20 protein-coding genes and 1 pseudogene are annotated in these 19692 nt (G+C 64.6%); 8 read left to right on the forward strand and 13 right to left on the reverse strand.

The window, feature by feature from the left end; translation table 11 throughout:
* Window positions 1–23: 23 nt before the first annotated feature.
* Genes GEV05_05000 through GEV05_05015 form a run of 4 tightly spaced genes read right to left on the reverse strand, consistent with a single transcriptional unit; the run spans window position 24 to window position 4644 of the window.
* Entirely contained in the window at window positions 24–1400 is a 1377-nt protein-coding gene (locus GEV05_05000; protein MPZ42760.1) for an MmgE/PrpD family protein, read from the reverse strand.
* On the reverse strand, window positions 1397–2773 hold the full coding sequence (locus GEV05_05005) for an MmgE/PrpD family protein (GenBank protein MPZ42761.1): 1377 nt from the start codon (window positions 2771–2773) through the stop codon (window positions 1397–1399). The genes GEV05_05000 and GEV05_05005 overlap by 4 nt, the downstream gene beginning before the upstream one ends.
* Window positions 2774–2775: 2 nt before the next feature.
* Window positions 2776–3750 (reverse strand): tripartite tricarboxylate transporter substrate binding protein, encoded by a 975-nt coding sequence (locus GEV05_05010; protein ID MPZ42762.1) that lies wholly within the window; start codon window positions 3748–3750, stop codon window positions 2776–2778.
* A gap of 6 nt (window positions 3751–3756) precedes the next feature.
* Window positions 3757–4644, reverse strand: a complete 888-nt coding sequence (locus GEV05_05015) for a polysaccharide deacetylase family protein (GenBank protein ID MPZ42763.1) — start codon at window positions 4642–4644, stop codon at window positions 3757–3759.
* 169 nt (window positions 4645–4813) lie between these two features.
* Between GEV05_05015 and GEV05_05020 the strand changes: the two genes are divergently transcribed.
* The 5 genes from GEV05_05020 to GEV05_05040 all read left to right on the forward strand — a co-directional run bounded on the left by GEV05_05020 (window position 4814) and on the right by GEV05_05040 (window position 9220).
* Window positions 4814–5779, forward strand: a complete 966-nt coding sequence (locus tag GEV05_05020) for a tripartite tricarboxylate transporter substrate binding protein (protein ID MPZ42764.1) — start codon at window positions 4814–4816, stop codon at window positions 5777–5779.
* Between the two features lie 26 nt (window positions 5780–5805).
* Window positions 5806–6765, forward strand: coding sequence for a tripartite tricarboxylate transporter substrate binding protein (locus GEV05_05025; GenBank protein MPZ42765.1), 960 nt, complete (start codon window positions 5806–5808; stop codon window positions 6763–6765).
* Window positions 6766–6769: 4 nt separating this feature from the next.
* Window positions 6770–7729, forward strand: a complete 960-nt coding sequence (locus GEV05_05030; protein MPZ42766.1) for a polysaccharide deacetylase family protein — start codon at window positions 6770–6772, stop codon at window positions 7727–7729.
* Entirely contained in the window at window positions 7429–8676 is a 1248-nt protein-coding gene (locus tag GEV05_05035) for a polysaccharide deacetylase family protein (protein ID MPZ42767.1), read from the forward strand. Before GEV05_05030 ends, GEV05_05035 begins: the two co-directional genes overlap by 301 nt.
* Before the next feature lie 238 nt (window positions 8677–8914).
* Entirely contained in the window at window positions 8915–9220 is a 306-nt protein-coding gene (locus GEV05_05040; GenBank protein ID MPZ42768.1) for an amidohydrolase family protein, read from the forward strand.
* A 107-nt stretch (window positions 9221–9327) separates the two neighbouring features.
* Here GEV05_05040 and GEV05_05045 read toward each other — a convergent pair whose 3' ends face one another.
* The 4 genes from GEV05_05045 to GEV05_05060 all read right to left on the reverse strand — a co-directional run bounded on the left by GEV05_05045 (window position 9328) and on the right by GEV05_05060 (window position 12862).
* Entirely contained in the window at window positions 9328–9603 is a 276-nt protein-coding gene (locus tag GEV05_05045) for a hypothetical protein (protein ID MPZ42769.1), read from the reverse strand.
* 73 nt (window positions 9604–9676) lie between these two features.
* The gene (gene leuD / locus GEV05_05050) at window positions 9677–10285 is read right to left on the reverse strand and encodes a 3-isopropylmalate dehydratase small subunit (GenBank protein MPZ42770.1); all 609 of its coding nucleotides are present in this window, start codon (window positions 10283–10285) and stop codon (window positions 9677–9679) included.
* An 86-nt stretch (window positions 10286–10371) separates the two neighbouring features.
* Entirely contained in the window at window positions 10372–11802 is a 1431-nt protein-coding gene (gene leuC, locus GEV05_05055) for a 3-isopropylmalate dehydratase large subunit (protein MPZ42771.1), read from the reverse strand.
* Between the two features lie 10 nt (window positions 11803–11812).
* On the reverse strand, window positions 11813–12862 hold the full coding sequence (locus GEV05_05060) for a tripartite tricarboxylate transporter substrate binding protein (protein ID MPZ42772.1): 1050 nt from the start codon (window positions 12860–12862) through the stop codon (window positions 11813–11815).
* On the opposite strand from GEV05_05060, the gene GEV05_05065 reads away from it, so the two are divergent.
* The gene (locus GEV05_05065; GenBank protein MPZ42773.1) at window positions 12830–13429 is read left to right on the forward strand and encodes a hypothetical protein; all 600 of its coding nucleotides are present in this window, start codon (window positions 12830–12832) and stop codon (window positions 13427–13429) included. The two genes, GEV05_05060 and GEV05_05065, sit on opposite strands and share 33 nt — an antisense overlap.
* Before the next feature lie 40 nt (window positions 13430–13469).
* Here the strand turns inward: GEV05_05065 and GEV05_05070 are convergent, their stop codons facing one another.
* From GEV05_05070 to GEV05_05085, 4 genes are read right to left on the reverse strand one after another with little or no spacing between them, the layout of a single operon-like run.
* Entirely contained in the window at window positions 13470–14510 is a 1041-nt protein-coding gene (locus GEV05_05070) for a tripartite tricarboxylate transporter substrate binding protein (GenBank protein ID MPZ42774.1), read from the reverse strand.
* 2 nt (window positions 14511–14512) lie between these two features.
* Entirely contained in the window at window positions 14513–15358 is an 846-nt protein-coding gene (locus GEV05_05075; GenBank protein MPZ42775.1) for an alpha/beta fold hydrolase, read from the reverse strand.
* A 17-nt stretch (window positions 15359–15375) separates the two neighbouring features.
* A complete protein-coding gene (locus GEV05_05080) occupies window positions 15376–16635 on the reverse strand; it encodes a tripartite tricarboxylate transporter substrate binding protein (GenBank protein ID MPZ42776.1) in 1260 nt (419 codons plus the stop codon).
* On the reverse strand, window positions 16620–17549 hold the full coding sequence (locus tag GEV05_05085; protein ID MPZ42777.1) for an alpha/beta fold hydrolase: 930 nt from the start codon (window positions 17547–17549) through the stop codon (window positions 16620–16622). The genes GEV05_05080 and GEV05_05085 overlap by 16 nt, the downstream gene beginning before the upstream one ends.
* A 149-nt stretch (window positions 17550–17698) precedes the next feature.
* Here GEV05_05085 and GEV05_05090 point away from each other — a divergent pair.
* Window positions 17699–17835, forward strand: a pseudogene (locus tag GEV05_05090) (conjugal transfer protein TraG).
* 166 nt (window positions 17836–18001) lie between these two features.
* Here GEV05_05090 and GEV05_05095 read toward each other — a convergent pair.
* Entirely contained in the window at window positions 18002–18280 is a 279-nt protein-coding gene (locus tag GEV05_05095; GenBank protein ID MPZ42778.1) for a hypothetical protein, read from the reverse strand.
* 667 nt (window positions 18281–18947) lie between these two features.
* On the opposite strand from GEV05_05095, the gene pyrF reads away from it, so the two are divergent.
* Window positions 18948–19682, forward strand: coding sequence for an orotidine-5'-phosphate decarboxylase (gene pyrF, locus GEV05_05100; protein ID MPZ42779.1), 735 nt, complete (start codon window positions 18948–18950; stop codon window positions 19680–19682).
* Window positions 19683–19692: the final 10 nt, after the last annotated feature.

The following is a 19692-nucleotide window of genomic DNA, read 5'->3' on the forward strand; positions in this document are numbered from 1 at the left end:
CACTGGCGTCCGGCGCGCTCATTTCAGGCGGCCCTCAGAGCGTCCTCGATCAGGACGCGCCACGGCCGGTCGAGCTGTGCGGGCTCGAGATCAAGCAGGCGCTCGAAGGCGGGGCCGAACCGCGGACAGGCCGCATGCGTGACATCGCGGATCTTGTCGAAAATCACGCCTTCCTCGAACGGCCGGTCCGGGCCGCCCTGCGCGCTCAGGCACTCGCGGGTGATCGAGCTGCCATCGGCGAGCTCGAAGGTCACACGGGCCGGCCGATCGTGCGGCCGCGGCAGGGCCGGCTCGAAGCGGCGGAGCTCGATCCGCTCCCGCAGCCCCGCAATGACATCATCATCGAGCGTGGCGGCGGAGAACGCCTCGGCGCGGGCGTGCACCTGCGCGGTTGCGACCACGTGCTCGAACGAGAACCGGGCCGCCAGGGTCGTCGCCGGACGCGTATTGGTCATTCCGGGGCGGTGCGTTTCGAGCACGATGCGGCGGATGTCGCGCGCGCTCGTCCCCGCCGGCATGGCGGCGCGTGCGGCGAGGGTCGCTTCCACCGCCGAATGCGTCGACTGGCAGCAGCCGTGAATCTTGTGATAGCCGCGTTGAATCGCCCACTCCTCGCCGAGCGCGGCAATCAACGCCTCGGGCGCCGGCGGCTGGCCGAGGCGTTCGGTGTAGATCGCATAGGGACTGCCGGCATGTCCGGCGATGCCGCACTCGGCCCAGTCGGCGCAGCGCATGCCGTTCGCCGTCCCGACCGCGGCCCAGACGTTGCGCACCAACGCCCCGTCGATGGCGTGCTGATAGTCGCCGGGCGAGACGAGCGTGCAGGCGGCTGTCACGGCATCGAGCGTGAGACGCGCATCAAAGCGGCGCACGAGCGCGCTGGCGATGGCCCCGCCGACGGCCGCGCTTTGCGGATGCGGGTGCAAGCCCGGCGCCGGAAAGACCCAGCAGCGCGCGAACCGGGCCGTCACTTCGTAGGCGACCACCGCGGCAAACAGCACCTCGGCGATGTTCGAGGCACGCGCCTCGGCTTCCGCGAGCAAGGCAGGCAGCGTGTACAGGCCACCATGACAGGCGGCCAGCCGATAGCCCTCGTCGAGCTCGCACCAGCTGCCGGCAATGCCGTTGCCTAGGGCGGCAGAGATCCGGTCGGTGCGGACGGCACCAGGCCGAAAGAAGGATGCCTCCACGCGTGCGCCGTCGCGCAGAAGCTGCTCGTGCACGCGCACGACTTCCGGCTCGTCGCGCGCCGCGATGGCGGCCGCGACATCGTCCGCAATGATGAGCACTGCCTTGCGCAGCACGGGCTGCGGAATGTCGGTCGGCCGAATCTGGGCCGCCCAGGCAAGGAGGGTGCGAACGCCGTCCGCGGTCGCCTGCTTGATCGCCTGCTCGCTCATTGCACCGCCTCTCCCGCTACGCGCATCAGCTCACGCACGCGTGTGCACTCGATCGCGTTCAATCGCTCGAGCAATCGGGCACTGCGCTCGGCGCCAAGCACCGGCCGCGTAAGCCGCACGAACTTCTCCTGCAGCCGCGTGCCCTGACGCGCATAATCCGCGCTCGGTATGCCCGTATCGCACGCGGTCACCAGCCGGCGACCGCCGCGCAGGCCGAGCGCGACTTCCGTCTGCATCAAGGGCCAACCCTCGATCAGTTCCATGCGGATGCGGTCGCGCACGCCGACGAGCACCGGGTCGGCGGCGGTGCTCTCCGAGTAGACCGCGAGATCCGCGGTATCGCGTCCGCACAACGCCATCGCCGTGGTCAGGCGAAGGCTGAACTTGGCCTCCAGTCCGGTGCGGGGACTGGCGATGTTGCAGACGGCGTCGGCGCCCCGCTCCACGCGCACCGTCACGCTCTCGATCTCGTCGGGCGCGAAGCGATGCTCGGCGCGCAGCGTGCGGGCGCATTCGATCGCCGAATGCGTGCCGTAACAGGCGGCGTGGTACTTGAAGAGGTTGTCGCGGATGAAATAGGCCTCCGGGTCGCCCAAGGCGGCCTGCGGATCCAGATCGGGGCTCAGCACCTGCGCGAATCCCTGCCTGCACTCGAGCGCATCGGTCCGGCTTTGCATTCCGCGTTGCGCCAACAATGCCGCGCGAATGCCATGCTCCGCGGCCATTCCGGCATGAAAGGGCTTGCACTGGGTGCCGAACATCGCCTTGAGGCCGGCGGCCTCGGTGGCCGCAATGCCGAGCGCCATCGCAGTGCGCTCGGCGTCGAGTCGCAGCAGGCGCGCACAGGCCACGGCGGCGCCGAGCCCGCCCACGGTCGAGGTGGCGTGGTAGCCGCGCAGGTAGTGCCCGGGAGCGGCCAGCCGGCCCGCGCGGCACGCTGCCTCGTAACCGGCAACGAACGCGCTCAGCAGCTCGCTGCCCGGCGCATCGGTCGCCTCCGCCATTGCGAGCACCGCCGGCACCAGCACCGCGGAAGGATGGCCGTTGATGTTGAGATTGACGTCGTCGTAATCGAGCACGTGCGAGGCGGTACCGTTGACGAGCGCCGCCTGCGCGCGTGTGAGCTGCACACCGCGGCCCACGACCGTGGCGGCCGCCGTTCCGCCCTCCTCGCGCGCCGCGTCGAGCAGCAGCTCGACCAGCGGATCGCCAATTCCGGCCAGAGTGACGGCGAACCAGTCGAGCAGGCATTGGCGCGCGAGCGTGCGCACGTCTTCGGGAAGGCGCGTGTAATCGATCGCCAGAGCGCGTTCGACCAGCGCGCGGGTGACGTCCTGGCACACCTTTGGGGCAACTGCAGTTGCGCTGTTCATCCTTACTCGATCCTGACGTTCGCCGCCTTGATCACCTTGGCCCAGCGCTCGAGATCGGCGCGCTGCTTCTCGGCGAAGGCTTCGGGCGTGCTCGCCACCACGTCGGCGCCGAGGCTGCTGAGCCTAGCCTTCATCTCCGGCTGCTGCACGTGCTCGCGGATCGCCGCGTTCAGGCGCGAGACGATGTCTTTCGGCGTGCCGGCCGGCGCGAATACACCGAACCAGCCCACTGCATCGTAGCCCGGGACGCCGCTTTCGGCGATGGTCGCAATCCCGGGCAGGTTGGGCGAGCGCTCCGGCGAGGTGATGCCGAGCGCTCGCAGCTTCCCGGACGTCACGTGCGGCGAAGTCGCGACGATGTCGCCGAACAGCACCTGCACGTGGCCGCCGATCAGGTCCGGGAAGACTGCGCCCGTGCCTTTGTAGGGAACGTGGGTGAGCCGCACCTGCGCCATGAGCTGGAACAGCTCGCCCGCGAGATGCGGCATGCCGCCGTTGCCCGAGGAGGCCATGTTGAGCGCGCCCGGTTTGGCCTTGGCGAGCGCAATGAACTCCTGCACCGACTTCGCGGCCACCGAAGGATGGACGACCATGAGATAAGGCGTCGATGCGACCAGGCTCACCGGCGTGAAATCGTTGATCGCATCGTAGGGGATGTTGGCATAGAGCGAAGGATTGATGGCATGTGCGCCCGTGCCGGAGGTGATCAGCGTATAGCCGTCGGGCGCGGAACGGGCGGCAAGCTCGGTGCCGATGTTGCCGCCGGCACCGGGACGGTTCTCGACGACCACCTGCTGCTTGAGCGCGGTGCCGATGCCCTGCGCGACGATGCGGGCGATGATGTCGGTGCCGCCGCCCGGCGCAAAGGCGACGATCATGCGGATCGGCCGGCTCGGGTAGGGGCCCGCCGCGAAAGCGACGCACGGTGCGACCGCTGCCAGTGCGACCGCCGCGCGCGCAATGCTGGCTGCTTTCATCGTCGCTCAGATCGAGGTGTCGGATTCAAGGTAGGCACGTGCGATCTCCTCGCCGGTTGCAAGCCAGACGCCGTCGTGATCGCAGATGTACCTCAGTGCGGCGTCGAGCCCGCCGATCCGATGCGGCACGCCGATCATAAAGGGATGCAGGCAGATGGCCATGACGCGCGCCGACTGCGCCCCCTCGCGATAGAGCACGTCAAAGGTGCGTTTGATGGTGCGCTCGAAATCGTCGATCGTGCCGAGGCGGTAGTTGATCTGATTGGAGTCGTTCACCTCGTAGGAGTACGGCACGTAGACGATCTCCCGGTCGTTCACCTTCATGCGGTACGGCTGATCGTCGTTCACCCAATCGGAGACGTAGAGGCAGCCTTCCTCGACCAGGAGGTCGAGCGTATTCCAGGTCTCGGCGAGCCCGGCACCGAGCCATCCGACCGGGCGCTTTCCCGTCGCCTGCTCGAGCTTCTGCAGGCAGTAGCGAATGAGCTCGCGCTCTTCCTCTCGGCCGAGGCCGCTCAGGCGCGTGGTGTTGGTCTTGTTGTGCCCCATGAACTCCCAGCCGAGCTTGACCGCATCCTCGATGATCTCGGGGTGGAAGTCGCAGATGTCGGCGTTGGTGGTGGCGGTCGCCCGGATGCCGTGCTTGCTCAGCACGTCCATCAAGCGGAACACGCCGACGCGGTTGCCGTAGTCGCGCTGTCCCCACGCGCGCACCGTCGGCGCCTTGTACTCGGAAGCCTTCTCCCACGGATGTCCCGCCAGCGGCGTGCCGAGATGGAAGAATTCGAGATTGGGAATGACCCACAGCGCGAGCCGCGCGCCGTTCGGCCACTTCCACGGCTTGCGGCGGTTGACCGGGACGTAGGGAAAGGGACCGTAGCTTGCCGGCTGCATGTCGAATCTCCTTAAGGGGGCAGGCGCGCGGGCACGATGCAGATGCGAGGAATTCTAGCACCGCGATTTCGGCCATCCCGCGTTGCTGCGGGGCGTATGCCGCGATCGGGCGCTGTTGTACGATCGCAGTGGCCTCTTCAAGATTGCCTCGGACAAAAAAGGAGAGCATATGATCCGCGCCTTCGTCGTGGCGACGTGCGCCGCGCTCATCGCATCGTCCCCTCACGCGTCGGCGCAAGACTGGCCATCCAAGCCGATACGGCTCATCGTCCCGTTCAGCACTGGCGGCACGACCGACATCATCGCGCGCCTGTACGCGCAGCGTCTGAGCGAAGCGCTCGGAACACAGTTCGTGGTCGAGAACCGCACGGGGGCGGGTGGCACGATCGGCACCGAGGCAGGCGCCCGTTCGGCCCCCGATGGATACACCTTTGTGTTCGGCTCGACCAGCTCGACCGCGGTGAGTCCCGGGCTCTATCCGAACCTTTCGTTCAATATCGTGCGCGACTTCGCGCCTGTGGCGCAGGTGGCGAGCGCATCGATCGTGCTGGCCGCGCATCCGTCGCTGCCCGCGCGCAACGTCAAGGAGCTCGTGGCGCTTGCACGCGCGCGCCCGGGCGAGATCGTGTACGCCTCGTCCGGCAACGGCAGCTCGCTGCACCTGTGCGCCGAGTACCTGAAGTACCTGGCCAAGATCGACATGCTGCACGTGCCGTACAAGGGCGTCGGGCCCGCCTTGCCGGATCTGCTTGCCGGGCAGGTCCAGCTTCTCTTCTCCGACATGCCGCCGTTCGCGCCGTACATCAAGTCCGGCAAGTTGCGCGCGCTGGGGGTGACGACGGCAAAGCGCTCGCCGTTGCTGCCCGACATTCCGGCAATCGCCGAGACCGTTCCCGGCTACGAGCTCGCCGGCTGGTACGGCGTGCTCGCGCCGGCCGGCACGCCGCGCGCGATCGTCCAGCGGCTGCACGCAGAGATCCAGAAGATCATGCGGAGCCCGCAGATGAAGGAGCGTTACGTGGCGCTCGCCATCGAGCCGGTCGAGCGCACGCCCGAGCAGTTCGGCGAGTACGTGAAGTCCGAGCTGGCGAAATGGGGCAAGACCATCCAGGTTTCGGGCGCACGGATCCAGTGAAACGGCAGCTCTGCAGGAGGATTCGGATGACGCGAGTGCGCTGGGCAGCATGCGGGGCGGCTTTGGGTATCGCGTTGGCAAGCCATGCTCAGGACTATCCGAACCGAACCGTACGCATCATCGTTCCTTTCCCGCCGGGCGGAGGCACGGACATCGTCGCGCGGGCGACGGCTCAGAAGCTCGGCGAGGCTCTCGGCCAGACGTTCATCGTCGACAATCGCGCGGGAGCCGGCGGCACTATCGGCTCCGAAGCAGCCGCTCGTGCACCAGCCGACGGCTACACCCTGTCCATGGCGGCGTCCAGCACGCACGGCGCCGCCCCGAGCCTGTATCCCAAGCTCGGCTACGATCCGCTGCGCGATTTCGCGCCCATCTCGTTGATCGCGACCACGCCCTTCGTTCTGGTGGTTCACCCGGCGCTGCCGGTCAAGACGGTGGCGGATTTCATTGCCCTTGCCAAGGCGCAGCCGGGAAAGCTCGATTACGGCTCGGCCGGAACCGGCAGCTCGAATCACCTGACCGTGGAGATGTTCGACATGATGGCGGGTGTGAAGACCACCCATGTGCCCTACAAGGGATCCGGGCCGGCGCTCGTTGCTCTCAGGGGAGGACAGATCGATTTCATGATCAACGACATGTCGTCGCTGATCACTCATGTAAAGGCCGGCAAGCTGCGGGCCATCGCCGTATCGAGCAACATGCGCAATCCCCGCCTTGATGTCCCGACGATCGCCGAAACCATCCCCGGGTATCAGGCGGAAGCATGGTACGGACTCCTCGCTCCGGCGGGGACTTCGGAGGCCATCGTCGGAAAGCTGCACCAAGCACTCGTGAACGCGTTGAAAGCGACCGATCTTGCCGATCGATTGAAGGCACAGGGACTGGATCCGGTGGGCGGCACTGCTCAGGAATTTCGCGATTATATGGAGCGCGAGATCAAGCGCTGGTCCAAGGTGGTGCAGACTGCAGGCGTGAAGCTGGAGTGAGCGGATGATTGCGCTGGACCGCAGGATCGACTATCTCCCGCTCAACGATCGCCCGCGCATCCGCTGGCCCGGCAATGCGCGCATCGCATTCTGGGTCGTCCCGAACGTCGAGCACTACGAATACCTGCCGCCACAGGGCACGGCGCGGGAGCCGCGCGGCCACGACAACCCGGACTTCCCCGCACCCAACATTCCCGTCGCCGTGCGGCGCGACTACGGCAACCGGGTCGGGTTCTGGCGGATGCTCAAGGCGCTGGACAAGTACTCGATCCGCTGCACCGTGAACATCAACCTCGCAGTGCTCGACCATTTTCCCGAGGAGCGCGATGCCATGGTGGAACGGAGCTGGGACTTCTGCTGCCACGGCGTCTACAACACGCGTGCCGCGCCGAAAGGCATGACGCCCGCCGAACAGCGCGCCTTCGTCCGTGACTCGATCGCGTTCCTCAAGCGCACGACGGGAAAGCAGCTCAAGGGTTTTAACGTCCTGAGCCGCGCCTCCGCCGAGCTGCCCGATATCCTCGCCGAGGAGGGAATCATCTATCACGCCGATTACTTCCACGACGACCAGCCGACGCCCATCAACGTTGTGCGCGGGAAGCTCGTCTCGATCCCTTACGGTGCCGAGCTGAACGATTCGGTGATGACTTCCCGCAACCGTCCATGGGAGCTCGACACCCTGTTCGACATGGTTCGCGATGCCTTCGACCGGCTGTACGCCGAAGGTGCGGACAACGGCATGGTGCTCTGCCTGCCGGTGCACCCGTGGTGCTCGGGCTACCCTTACCGGATCCGCCATCTCGAGCGCATCCTCGACTACGTGATGAGCCACGATGGCGTGTGGCAGGCGACCGCGGACGAGATCGCGGAGCACTACATCGCGCATCATTACGACGACGCCGTCGCGCACATCCGGCGGCTGCAGGCGGAGCGCGCGCAGCGGGCCCGCGAGCGGAGTCGATAATGCCGATCCGTTTCGATTACGGCATGGATCAGGACTACTGGGACTGGTCGCCGATCGGGCGACGTCCCGCACTGCAATGGCCAGACGGCGCGCGCCTCGCAGTGTGCATTCTGGTCGAGCTCGGCCACTACGAGTGGGCTCCCCCTGCGGGCGCTTTCGACCCGCCCACGCACATGCCCCCGCACAGCCTAAATCCGTACCCGGATTACGTGTCCGTCACCTTTCGCGAATACGGCCACCGGATCGGAATCTTCCGCATGATGGAGGTGCTGGACCGATACGGCGTCAAGGCCACCGTGCCGATGGATGCGCATACCGCCGAAAACTATCCATGGCTCGTCGATGCGTGCCTCGAGCGCGGGTGGGAGCCGATCGGCCACGGCGTCACGCAACGGCAAGCGATCACGAGCCTCATGTCGGAGCCGCAGGAGCGCGCTCTCATCGCGCACAGCATCGAAGCGCTGCGCAAGGCGACGGGCAAACCGCCCGCCGGCTGGCTCGGTCCGGAGCACTCGCAATCGGTGCGTACGCCCTCGATCCTGGCCGAATCCGGCATCCGCTACTGCTGCGACTTTCCCAACGACGAGCAGCCTTACCCGATCCGGACGGCCTGCGGCGAGCTGTACGCCCTGCCTTGCATGATCGAGATCGGCGACACGATCGGCCACTTCAATCGCAAGCTCCTTCTTCCGCGCTGGGTCGAGATGGTGAAGGAGGCGTTCGATGTCATGTACGACGACGCGGCGGACACCGGGTTGCTGCTGGCGTTTCGCCTCCATCCCTGGTGCGTGGGCCAGCCGTACCGGATCAAGGCGCTGGAGGAGATCGTGGCGCACATGACGCAGCGCAGCCAGATCTGGCTTGCGACCGGATCGGACATCATCGAGTGGTATCGCAGGCAGCCGCATGCGCGGCTCGCGCCGCAGCGTCGTGCGGGTGCGCAATGAAGGAGAAGCGTCTACGAGTGTACGCTACCGTGTTGAGAACTTGCCCAACGAGACCGAGCGCATGCTCGAACTGATGGATGAAGCCGGCGTCTCGACCGGGCGGGCCGTGATCTCTCCGGCCGGCGTCGCGCCCGATCGCAGCCCGGCGTGCGCGCAGGCTGCAGCGGCCGAGTACCACATCATCGACCACTTCACCTGGGCCACCCCCGGGAAGGATCGCGAGTGCTAGGTGCAGGCCATGGGATCCTTTGCGCGCTTTCCCAACGTACATGTGAAGGTGTCGTCGTTGCCGCTGGACTCGGGCAGCGAGCCGCCCGAGTACGAGGACCTGCATCCGCTGATCAGGCGCGTGCACGCGGCCTACGGCGCCGAACCCCTCATGTGGGCCTCGGACCAGGCCCAGACAATGGGCAAGAACCGCGGCACCTATGCGCAGAATGCCAGCATCATCCGCAAGTACGCGGCGGCCTACCTGCCGGCCGCCGACGTGCAGACGACGATGCACGGCACGCCGGCCAAGGTGATCAAATGGCCGGCGCAGTAAGTCGATCGAGGGCGCGAATGCGAGTGTGGTGAGGCTCGAGTGAGTTCATTCGAGTGAGTTCGTATTCGTCATTCCCGATTACGCGGGAATGACGAATTGCGATGACCTTACGATTCACCATACCAGGTCCGGTGTTGAATCGTTCCATCAAGGTCTCCGAAGCGGCGGCCGAGCGCGATCAAATCCTCGTCGGACAGCGACTGTCCGCGAAAGACGAGGACCAGATGGTCGAGCCATGCCTGCCTGATCTGCGCGAACTGCGCATCGCTTGCCTGCCTGAGGTCGCCGCAGCGCACTTCCGCGCCCAGCGCAGCATCCAGAGGCCGGACTTCGATCCCGCTGTAACGATTGCCATGCAAGCTCGATGGTTTGGGGGCGCTCATGGTCACCTCATCCTCGGTGCGTCCGGCGCAGCGCGCAAGCTGCCCAAGCGCGCGCTTCGTCCTGCGCGGCGCCTCACGCGTAGAGCCATGGCCGCTCCATCCGGTACTCGGCCTCGAATGCTTCGAAAGCCGCCTTGTATTGCAGGGTGCGCGCGATGTCGTCCAGCCCTTCCAGCAGGGATTTCTTTCGCACGGCATGGATTTCGAAGCGGTGGACCTTTCCCTGCTGGTCGGTCACCGTCTGGGCGCCAAGATCGACGCTGATCGTCGCCCCCGGATGATCGCGCAGCTGCCGACGCATCGACTCGCACTCGGCTTCGCCGAGCACCACCGGCAGCAAGCCGTTCTTGTAGCAGTTGTTGAGATGGATGTCCGCGAAGCTCGGTGCGATCACGCAGCGGATGCCGAACTCGTAGAGCGCGTAGACCGCGCTTTCCCGCGACGACCCGCTGCCCCAGTTGCGATCGGCCACGATTATCTGCGCGCGATTGAACGGCTCGGCGTTCAGGATGTGCTCCTTCTCGCTGCCGTCGGCATTGAAGCGCCGGTCGTGAAAGAGAATGCTCGCATACGCCGGACCGCGCGGCACTTTATTGAATCGCGTCGGGCACAGCTGATTGGTATCGACGTTCGGTTCGTCGATCGGCACGGCAATGGCGGTAATGCTGGTGAAGGAATTCATGCAAACGTCCTTTTCCGATCGGCGTCGAACATGTCGAGATCGACGACGATGCAAATCCGGCCGAGCTCAGCAGTGTACGTTTGCGGCTAAGCGTTCTTCAGCAGGTCGCGCACATCCGTCAAGCGCCCCTTGATCGCCGCGGCCGCGGCCATCGCGGGGCTGACCAGATGAGTGCGTCCGCCGGTGCCTTGCCGCCCCTTGAAGTTGCGGTTCGAGGTGGAAGCGCAACGTTCTCCGGGGCGCAATTGATCGCCGTTGATCGCGGTGCACAGCGAGCAGCCCGGCTCGCGCCATTCGAAGCCGGCGCTCTTGAAGACAGCATCTAGACCTTCCTGCTCCGCCTGACGCTTGACGAGCTGCGAGCCCGGCACCACCCACGCGGGCACGACGGCATTGCCGAGGTTCGCCACTTCGGCCGCAGCTCGGATGTCCTCGATGCGGCTATTGGTGCACGAGCCGATGAACACTTTGTCCACCTGGATGTCGGAGAGCGCCATGCCGGGCGTCAGCCCTTGATACTCGATGGCCGACGCGACCTCCTGCGCCACGATTGCATCCGCGACATCGCGCGGATCGGGAACCACGCCGGTCACCGGCCCGCCCTGCGCGGGGTTGGTACCCCACGTCACCATCGGCGCAATCTCGGGCGCACTCAGCGCAACTTCGTGGTCGAAGCGTGCGCCTTCGTCGGAGGGCAGCGTCTTCCAGAGCGCCATCGCGGCCTCCCACTGCTGCCCTTTCGGCGCATAGGGGCGGCCATGCAAGTACGCGAAAGTCGTTTCGTCCGGCGCGACCATCCCGGCGCGCGCACCGGCCTCAATCGACATGTTGCAGATCGTCATGCGGCCTTCCATGCTCATGTTCCGGATGGTGCTGCCCGCATATTCGACGATATGCCCGGTACCGCCGTCGACGCCGATCTTCGCGATGATGGCGAGAATGATGTCCTTGGGAGAGACCCCGAAGCCTACCTGGCCGTCGATCGTGATGCGCATGGACTTCTGCCGTCGTTGCCAGATGGCCTGGGTCGCCATCACGTGCGTCATTTCCGAAGCGCCGATCCCGAACGCGATGCACCCGAACGCGCCATGGGTCGCGGTGTGCGAGTCCGCCCCGCAGATCAGCAGGCCCGGCTGCGTGATGCCCTGCTCCGGCGGCACGATGTGCAGGATGCCCTGACGCGGATCGTCGATCCCGAAAAGGGTGATGCCGTGCCTGGCCGCGTTGGCCTGCAGCTGGAGCACCATGTTGCGGATGTCGAGGTTCGCGATGCCTTCGATCCCTTTGTCGCGCCCGGTGGTCGGCACGTAATGATCGGTGAAGGCGAACACCTGCCGCGGCCGCGCGATGGTGCGGCCTTCTTCCTTAAGCTTGTCGAACGCGTGCGAAGCCCCTTCGTGGATGAAGGCGCGATCGACGTGCAGCAGCAGTTCGCCGCCGTCTTCCGCCACGACGTGGCGGTTCCAGATCTTCTCGACGAGGGTCTGCGGTGCGGCGGACGAACCGTGCTGACTCATGCCGCCTCCTTCAGTTGGCTGTGATCTTCGCGTCACGCACGACCTGGAGCCAGCGTTCACGCTCCTTCTGCACGAAGCGCCCGAATTCGGCTGCCGTCGAACCTGCGGGCTCGGCGCCCTGCGCTTCCAGCACGCGCGTGACCTCCGGTGTTCGAACCTGGGCCGCGATCGTGCTGCTCAGCTTGTCGATGACCGCGTTCGGGGTGCCTGCGGGTGCGAACATGCCCTGCCACAGGCTGATGTCCACCGTGGGATAGCCGGCCTCGGCGAAGGTGGGGATGTCCGGTGCGGCCTTCATTCGCTTGTCGCCGGTCACCGCGAGTCCGTTCACCTTGCCGCTCTTGGTGTGCGGCAGCAGCGCCAACGCGTTGGTGAGGAACATCTGGACCTGTCCGCTCAGCAGGGCCACGGTACCCGGGCCGCTGCCCTTGTACGGCACGTGGACGACGTCGATGCCCGCCTCGCGCTTGAGCAGTTCCGTCGCCAGGTGCTGAATGCCCCCGATGCCGCCGGAAGCGTAGCTGAGCTTGCCCGGATGCGCCTTGGCGTGCGCCACGAACTCGCGCACGCTGCGCGCCGGAATCGAAGGATGCAGGCCCAGCATACTCGTCCCGTTCGCCATGAGGCTCACCGGCGCGAAATCCTTCACCGGATCGAAGCTCACCTTGCGTGCGAGATGGGCCGACATCATGTGTCCGACGTTGAAGACGATCACCGTATAGCCGTCGGGCGCCGACTTGGCCAGCATCTCCATCGCGATGAGGCCCGTGGCGCCGATCCGGTTGTCGACCACGACCGGCTGCCCCCACGCTTCGTTGAGCTTCTGGGCGACGAGCCGCGCCATGAAATCCGTGCCGCCGCCGGGCGCGACGCCGACGAGGAACCGGATCGGCTTGGTCGGGTAGTCTTGAGCGAGCGCCGCGCCCGCGGTGCCGAGCGCGAGTGCGGACAGCAAGACGGTGCCGCGCGAGCGCCAGCGACTTCGATAGTTGTTCAACGTCACGAGTCTCCTCCTCCATCGTGATCCATGGATCATTCGCAAGAACGGATGACGGCCCATTTTGCGCTCGCTGCCCGTGGCACGCAAAGGCTACGAATGTACCCGTTCGAAACCCGTGAACGCGGGAGCCCAGGCGAGAGCACGTTGCGCATTCCCGCTCCTATCGAGCTTTCGGCAAACGTCGCCGTTACGTCATGCCGCCGTGGCCGGCGTAGCTGCGCTGACAGGACAGGATGCCATCCTCAAATAACAACGGGTCAGAAATTTCGGGGGCAGGTCAATTCCCTGCTGCCGCCGATCGCCGATCCCGTGCAGGGTGCCCTGCCGATTATCATGGACAGCGGCATCCGTCGCGGCATGGACGTGGACGGCCGTGGCGCTTGGGCCGATCGGTCGCCATCAGGCGGCCCAAGTGGGCTGACGGTGGGCCGACCGGGCGGAATTCAGGGCGTAATCGAATACTTCAATCGGGAGATGGCGAACACGGTACTTCACGTGGGTGCAAACAGCATCTCGGCGCTCAACCGCACTCAGGTCCGGCCCCTCGCGGAGCTAAAGCGCGCAACGGTGCGTCCTGATCTCGTCCGGCCTGCTTTGCACTCCGTCACCGCGTGCAGGTTCACTTAAAGTGGGATCCTGCTCGAGTCCATGGAGCGCGACTCGCTAGTTAGTCGAGACGTACGCCTGTTGCCTTCACCACCTTGGCCCACTTCGCTACTTCGGCGGCGAGGAAAGCCTCGAACGCCGTGGGCGATCCCGTCTGGACCTCCATGCCGACAGCGAGCAGCTTCGTTCGCACCTCGGGCAGCGTGAGCGTGCGCGTGATCTCACCGTTGAGCTTGCTGACGATCGCAGAAGGCGTCCCCGCCGGCGCCACAATCCCATACCAGTTGGTCGACACGTAGCCCGGAATGCCGGCTTCAGCGATCGCGGGAACCTGCGGCGCGGCCGGAGAACGTTTGACCCCGCTGACGCCGAGTGCGCGTACGCGCCCGGCTTGCACGTGCGGCAATGCAGCCGGAATGGTCGGCAGGCTTACCTGGATTTGACCGCCCAGGAGATCATTGATGGCAGGCGCCATGCCTTTGTAAGGAACGTGCGTGAGCGATGTCCCTGTCATCATCTTGAACAGCTCCACCGAAAGATGGCTGGGGACGCCGTTGCCCGCCGAACCATAGTTGAGCTGACCGGGATGGGCATGCGCGTACGCGATCAGCTCCTTCACCGATCGCACCGGCAGCGCGTCGTTCACGATCAGTAGCCCCGGTCCGGAGGTGAGCGGCGCGACCGCCGTGAAGTCGCGGAGCGGATCGAAGGGCACCTTTGCATACAGACTCGGCGCCGTCGCAAACCCCGACGAGATCATCACCAGCGTGTAGCCGTCGGGCTGCGCTTTAGCGGCCAGAGCCGTTCCGATGATCCCGCTCGCCCCAGCACGGTTGTCGATCACGAGCGACTGGCCCCAGACCTCGCTTAGACGCGGCCCGAGCAGGCGCGCCTGGATGTCACGAGGTCCACCGGGCGGGTACGGGATGATGAGACGAGTCGGCCGCGCCGGATAGTTCTGCGTCTGGGTCGGCGTAGCCGCGCAGGTGATATGGCTCATGCTCGCCAGCAAGCCAGCCGTGCTCACGAAAAGCACGCTCGCATTGGCAAGCGCCGCTCCCGCGGAAGCGAAGCGTCGGAACGCGCACATCGATGTGCCCATGATTACGCCTCGTGGCAGGCAAATCCGTCGTGCGCCGCCGCGAAGTGCAGCAGGTGTGTGGCGCAGGTCCGTGGGAACATGAGTTGGATCTTATGGAATTCGGACCTGAGGTGAATCAACGTGAGGCGGCGGATATGCGTGCGCAACATGGCTTGCTGCTCCTCGGTAGTGATGGGTCCGGCGGACGGATAAAGCCCTAAAACGGGCGCCTCGATGCGCGCAAGGTACGGCAACACACTCGCGGCGTGCATCACACGGCTCATCGCCCGCTGCACTTCCGGATCGTTGCGGGCGAATTCCTGCTCGTACCATTCAAGCAACTGCGGATCTGCGTCGGGCGGAAAGCGCGTGGTGCGATTCGTCGCGGCAACCCAGGCCTTCATGCCGATGGCCTTCTGCGCCTCGGATTCGGACCCATGGCCGAGCGCATACGTGTTTCTGGTATTTTCGTTCAGATGCACTGGCGTGGAAACCAGCGTCAGCGTTCGAATCTGGCTCGCATGAGTCCCAGCCAAAACCATGCCCAGGATGCCGCCCATCGATTCGCCACAGTAGTGAACCGATTCGGCTCCGAGATGATCGATGATCGCGACCAGATCCGAAATGCAATTCTCCAGGGTGAACTCGCGCTCTAGATCGAACCCGGCACTTGACTGGCCGAGTCCGCGCACGTCCGGACGCACGATCTTGAACCAGCGCGCAAGATAGGGCACCCAGCTGTACCAGAAGCGGCCACTGCGTCCGAAGCCGTGCTGAAGGAAAAGGTAAGGTGCGTTGCGCCAAGGATCGGTGAAGTCGTCCAGCGCGTAGTGGATGTCCGGCTGACCTGGGCGATGAACGAAGGGCATGAGGGCAATTCCTTGGGTTAAGGCCTTACGCGCTCGAGGCAAGCGCTTCGATAATGCCAGGCATCTAACAAGGTCATGGGCTGCGCGTCCTCGGAATATTTCGATCTTAAGCTATCCAATTGGCGATCGCCTTCTTCGTACACGCGTGAATCCTGCTTTGCGGCGAGCCGGCCCATGCGGTGGCGCCGAGGTGTGCTGTCCCGTGAATCCGGCTCATGAGTCCCATGACGAGCCGCTCCATGCGGCTCTGGAGCCAAGGCTTTTGGTGCATCGCGTTGCGCACGGCCCTGCTGCAGCGCGATGCCAGTCGCCTTGACGACCTCTTCCCACTTGACCATCTCGCTGCTGATAAAGGTCGCGAACTGTTCCGGTGTGCTGCCGGCGAGGTCGAGGCCTTGAGCGGTCAGCGTCGCGTTGACTTCCGCGGATTCGAGCGCTCTGCCAATCTCGCTGCTCAATCGATGCACGACGCGCTTTGGAGTTCCGGCGGGCGCGAGCACGCCGTACCAGGTGGTTGCTTCATACCCGGGAACACCGGACTCCGCGACCGTCGGCAGATCGGGCAGGCCCGGCGAGCGTGCGGCCGCTGTCACGGCGATTCCGCGCAGCCGGCCGGATCTTATGTGCGGCAGCGTCGAGAGCGCGGAGTTGAATCCGACAAACAAGCGCCCACCCAGCAAATCGTTCAATCCGGGTCCGGACCCCTTATATGGAACGGACACGAGCTTCACGCCGGCGAGCAGATTGAAGAGCTCGCCGGCGAGGTGCGAGATATTTCCGACGCCGGACACCGGGTAAAACAACTGTCCGGGCTTTGCCTTGGCGATCGCTATGAGGTCCCTTACCGACTTCACCGGCAGCGAAGGATGGACGACTACGATGAGCGGCGACGACGCAACGAGCGCAACGGGTGCAAAAGCACGCGCGGAGTCATACGGCAGCTTGGGGTACAGCGCTGCATTCAGTGCCAGCGAACTGCTGGTCATGATCAGCGAGTAACCATCGGGCGAGGACTTCGCGAGGTACTCCATACCGATGATCGTGTTCGCTCCGGGTCTGTTCTCCACCACGACGCCCTGGCCGAGGTTGCGGGCCATCGCTTGCGCGAGCGCGCGCGAGATCGTGTCGTTGCCGCCGCCGGCGGCGAACGGCGATATGAGACGGATCGGCTGTGAAGGAAAACTGTCCGTTGCGGCAGCGCCATTCGCCAACGCGATGGCGGCACTCAGCAGAACGACAAGCATTGTGCTCGTTCGAAACATCACGGCTCCCAACACGCGATTCCGTCGTGCTCGGCGACGAAGTGCAGAAGGTGCATCGCGCAAGCGGCAGGTTGCGTAAGATGAAGGTTGTGATATTCGGAGGGAAGATGGGCAAGGCGAAGATTGCGCACGTGCCTGCGAAGCAGATCCTCCTGGTCGGGCGTCGTGATCGGTCCCTTCGAGGGGTAGATCGTCAGCACCGGCGCCTCGATCCGTGGGAGATACGGCGTCGTGTCGATGGTCCGGGCCAGGCGCTGCACAGCCACCAGCGACTCGATGCGTGAACTGCCCTGCTGCTGCACGAACCACTTCATCAGCCCCGGGTCGGTGCCCGGGCCAAAGCGATCGCTGGTGTTCTTCGCTTCCGAGTAGCCGCGCGCCCCGAGCTTCACGAGCGCGTCTTCCCAGGACTCCTGCCCGAAGCGGTACCGCTCCTGGGAAGCCTGGTTGAGCTTCACCCGGGACGAGATGAGCGTGAGGGTGCGCACGCGCTTCGGCCGCTCTGCCGCGATCACCATGCCGAGAATTCCGCCGAGCGATTCGCCGCAGTAATGTACCGATTCGACGCCTACGGCATCGAGCACAGCCTCAAAGTCGCGAACCGCAGTTTCAATCGTAAACTCGTCCGGCGGGTCGGTGCTGGGAGCTGACTGACCGAATCCGCGCAAGTCGGGGCGGATGACCCTGTAAAAGCGCGCCAGGTAGGGCACGCATCGATACCAGAACTTCGACGAGCGCCCGAATCCATGCTGGAGCAGGATGTAAGGCGCATTCGCCCACGGGTCCGTGTAGTCGTCGATCTCGTAATGGAGGTCCGGCTCCTTGTCGCGACGCACGAATGGCATAGTGGTCCTCGTGATCCGACTACCCGTCGCCCCGATAGCGCCCGGGCTGCGGTCATGATATGGCCTGGCACGGGCGGCACGCATGTATGGCTGGTATCAGCCGCTATTTCGCGAGCCCCAGATCGGTGAGCAGCGCGCGCAGCGTCGCTTGCTCCTTCTCGAGGAAAGCTTCGGAATCGTGACTGTCGAGATAGAACTCGCTCCAGAAATTCTTCTCCATGTCGCGCTTCCATTCATCGGTGGCGATGAGCTGCGTGGAATTCGCGCTGTTCTTCGTGGACTTCTGGTTCCAGCTCGCACGCTGGATCGACAGCACGATTCTCGATGCGCTCTACGCTTGAGTTTCAGCTGGAATCGCCCGCACAGCAACTTAGCAGTGCGTTGAAAAGTACTGTTGGATGAGCACTGAAGTGGCCATATGACGCTTCGCGATAACACGAATCGGCGTGTCCAACGCTTCAGTCTGCCGTTTTGGCAGTCCTCGAAACGGTGGTTCGGCGTTGCTGGGCATACATCGGGCGCACCTGCCGTGTGGTTCATCCGGAGGAAGCCATCAGTTTGGGCAGTCGACGCAAGTTGACCACTGTCATGGCCAAGGCAAATACTTGCTGCGCCCGATCCAGCCCGCGCTGCTTCACCTGGCGCAGCGTCCCCGTGTTGCTTAGCATCCCGAAGATCGTCTCGATGAGCTTGCGCACCACCTGGCTGATCTCGTAGCCGGGGTGGCGCGTGGTGCGCTGATCAATGGCACTGGCGCGGCGGGTGGTGTTTTGAGCAACGTGCGGGGTGATGCCCAGCTCACGGCAGGCTTCGATGAAGTCGGCGCTGTCGTAGGCCTTGTCCGCACCAACGGTCTTGCGGTGCCGCTGGCTTGGGTGAGCCTATGGTCGACCACCAGGGCGTTGCTGCGGGCCGAGAGCAGGTGCATGGCCATCTGTGTATATCACCTTTCTTGAAGGCCGATATACACCAAAATATACACAAATGCGGCAGATTGGGCTAGCTGCTGTCAGAACACGAAAGAACAATAACTGTTTACCGTCAATGAACTACACAACCACCGTGGAACACGGTGGAGTTCGATGGACGCTAATCGTAGTTGTCGAGCATCAGCAGCATGTCGTCGTCACCCGTTTGCCCATACCACACTCTGACTGCGAACAAGCGCCATGGTGCCCGCGCATATGCCCGGCCAAGGAGGTCAATTATCCAGACAACCTGCGCGCAATCCAAGTTGCCCGCGGCAAGCCGGGCGGCCGCCGCCCCTATCGAAGACTCGTGACAGACTCATGCGGCGCGATGGGGGGCAAACATTGAAACGCTTCAGCACAATCCCGAGCAGTAGAACAGAGACGAGACAGCAGTTCCGACCACCTGTGATAGCATTTGCCCGGCTTTCCGTCATCGCCCCCGGCACGAGTTTCGGCTCGCCAACCCGAAGGGAAACAAAGGTCGCCGCGCGCAAACCTTGCACTGAAGACAATGGCAACCTCGTCCCCGGAGACTTTGCTCTCGAAAAAATCCATCGTCCCGCGCGATCGGCTGATCTTCCCGCTCGATGTTCCGACCAACGAAGAAGCCATGGCTCTCGTGGCCCGGCTTGGCGACTCGGTCGCCTTCTACAAGGTCGGTCTCGAGTTGATCATCGGGGGCCGTTACCTGGAAGTCGTCGACTTTCTCGTACGCAGCAACAAGAAAGTCATGCTGGATGGCAAGTTCTTCGATGTTCCGGAAACCGTCAAGGCAGCTGTGCGTCAGGCCAGCAAGCACGCCATAACGTTCGTTACGGTTCACGCCAACGACGCAATGCTCGAGGCCGCCGTCGAGGTCAAAGGCGACATGCAAATACTGGCGGTGACCGTGCTTACGAGCCTGGACGACGGCGACTTGAAGGACCTCGGATTTCAGTGTGACGCTGTTACCTTGGTGCTGTCGCGAGCTCGCCGGGCATTGCAGATCGGATGTGACGGCGTGGTTTCGTCAGGATTGGAAGCCCCCGGTCTTCGCGACCACTGCGGCGACAAGTTCGTCATCGTCACCCCCGGAATTCGTCCCGTCAAAAACGTCGATGATCAGAAGCGCACGGTCGATGTCGATGAAGCGTTTCGCAATGGCGCCGATTACATCGTCGTCGGCAGGCCGATTCGTAACGCTCCCGATCCCAAGGCGGCGGCCGAGAACGTGCAGAAGCGTATCGCCGCGCTGTTTCCCAGCTAGTACATCGCCC

It is taken from the genome of Betaproteobacteria bacterium (genome assembly GCA_009377585.1).
GTDB lineage: Bacteria > Pseudomonadota > Gammaproteobacteria > Burkholderiales > WYBJ01 > WYBJ01.

Coding starts and splice junctions, on each gene's coding strand:
- GEV05_05060 (MPZ42772.1), bottom strand. CDS start 12,862: ATGGGCCGTCATCCGTTCTTGCGAATGATCCATGGATCACGATGGAGG.
- GEV05_05025 (MPZ42765.1), top strand. CDS start 5,806: ATGACGCGAGTGCGCTGGGCAGCATGCGGGGCGGCTTTGGGTATCGCG.
- GEV05_05085 (MPZ42777.1), bottom strand. CDS start 17,549: ATGCGTGCCGCCCGTGCCAGGCCATATCATGACCGCAGCCCGGGCGCT.
- GEV05_05070 (MPZ42774.1), bottom strand. CDS start 14,510: ATGGGCACATCGATGTGCGCGTTCCGACGCTTCGCTTCCGCGGGAGCG.
- leuC (MPZ42771.1), bottom strand. CDS start 11,802: ATGAGTCAGCACGGTTCGTCCGCCGCACCGCAGACCCTCGTCGAGAAG.
- GEV05_05005 (MPZ42761.1), bottom strand. CDS start 2,773: ATGAACAGCGCAACTGCAGTTGCCCCAAAGGTGTGCCAGGACGTCACC.
- GEV05_05020 (MPZ42764.1), top strand. CDS start 4,814: ATGATCCGCGCCTTCGTCGTGGCGACGTGCGCCGCGCTCATCGCATCG.
- pyrF (MPZ42779.1), top strand. CDS start 18,948: ATGGCAACCTCGTCCCCGGAGACTTTGCTCTCGAAAAAATCCATCGTC.
- GEV05_05035 (MPZ42767.1), top strand. CDS start 7,429: ATGGGAGCTCGACACCCTGTTCGACATGGTTCGCGATGCCTTCGACCG.
- GEV05_05015 (MPZ42763.1), bottom strand. CDS start 4,644: ATGCAGCCGGCAAGCTACGGTCCCTTTCCCTACGTCCCGGTCAACCGC.
- GEV05_05065 (MPZ42773.1), top strand. CDS start 12,830: ATGGATCATTCGCAAGAACGGATGACGGCCCATTTTGCGCTCGCTGCC.
- GEV05_05030 (MPZ42766.1), top strand. CDS start 6,770: ATGATTGCGCTGGACCGCAGGATCGACTATCTCCCGCTCAACGATCGC.
- leuD (MPZ42770.1), bottom strand. CDS start 10,285: ATGAATTCCTTCACCAGCATTACCGCCATTGCCGTGCCGATCGACGAA.
- GEV05_05000 (MPZ42760.1), bottom strand. CDS start 1,400: ATGAGCGAGCAGGCGATCAAGCAGGCGACCGCGGACGGCGTTCGCACC.
- GEV05_05010 (MPZ42762.1), bottom strand. CDS start 3,750: ATGAAAGCAGCCAGCATTGCGCGCGCGGCGGTCGCACTGGCAGCGGTC.
- GEV05_05040 (MPZ42768.1), top strand. CDS start 8,915: ATGGGATCCTTTGCGCGCTTTCCCAACGTACATGTGAAGGTGTCGTCG.
- GEV05_05045 (MPZ42769.1), bottom strand. CDS start 9,603: ATGAGCGCCCCCAAACCATCGAGCTTGCATGGCAATCGTTACAGCGGG.
- GEV05_05075 (MPZ42775.1), bottom strand. CDS start 15,358: ATGCCCTTCGTTCATCGCCCAGGTCAGCCGGACATCCACTACGCGCTG.